This window comes from Streptomyces sp. ATLC9 (genome assembly GCF_057196705.1).
Map to the genome: position 1 here is coordinate 1 of NZ_JBXUOY010000596.1, position 441 is coordinate 441.

The following is a 441-nucleotide window of genomic DNA, read 5'->3' on the forward strand; positions in this document are numbered from 1 at the left end:
GAACGAAGGCCGGTCATCCCGCCGGAAACCACCACGATCATCCCGCCGGTCACCACGCCCCCGGTCGTCATCCCTGCGCGGACCACGCGGCCGCTCCCCCCGATCATCCCGGCGGAACGACGGACGATCGTCGCGACGGAAGCCACCCCGGCGCTCGTCACCACTCTGGCGACGGGGCCTGTCCGAGCGCTCGGGCCGGCCCGGCTGCTCCTCGGAGGAATTGGACATAGATGCGGCTCCTGTCTTGGGGTGTTACACGTTCAGTTTGCGCACAAAGAGAAAAGGACCCTTGGTCCCAGCATGCACGCTGGGACCAAGGGTCCTTCAAATATTGTTCGGCGGCGTCCTACTCTCCCACACGGTCCCCCATGCAGTACCATCGGCGCTGAAAGGCTTAGCTTCCGGGTTCGGAATGGAACCGGGCGTTTCCCTCTCGCTGTG

At 65.1% G+C, this 441-nt stretch carries 1 rRNA gene; it reads right to left on the reverse strand.

The window, feature by feature from the left end:
• Positions 1 to 333: 333 nt before the first annotated feature.
• Positions 334 to 441 (reverse strand): 5S ribosomal RNA (gene rrf, locus AC2CJA_RS27240); the annotation flags it as partial.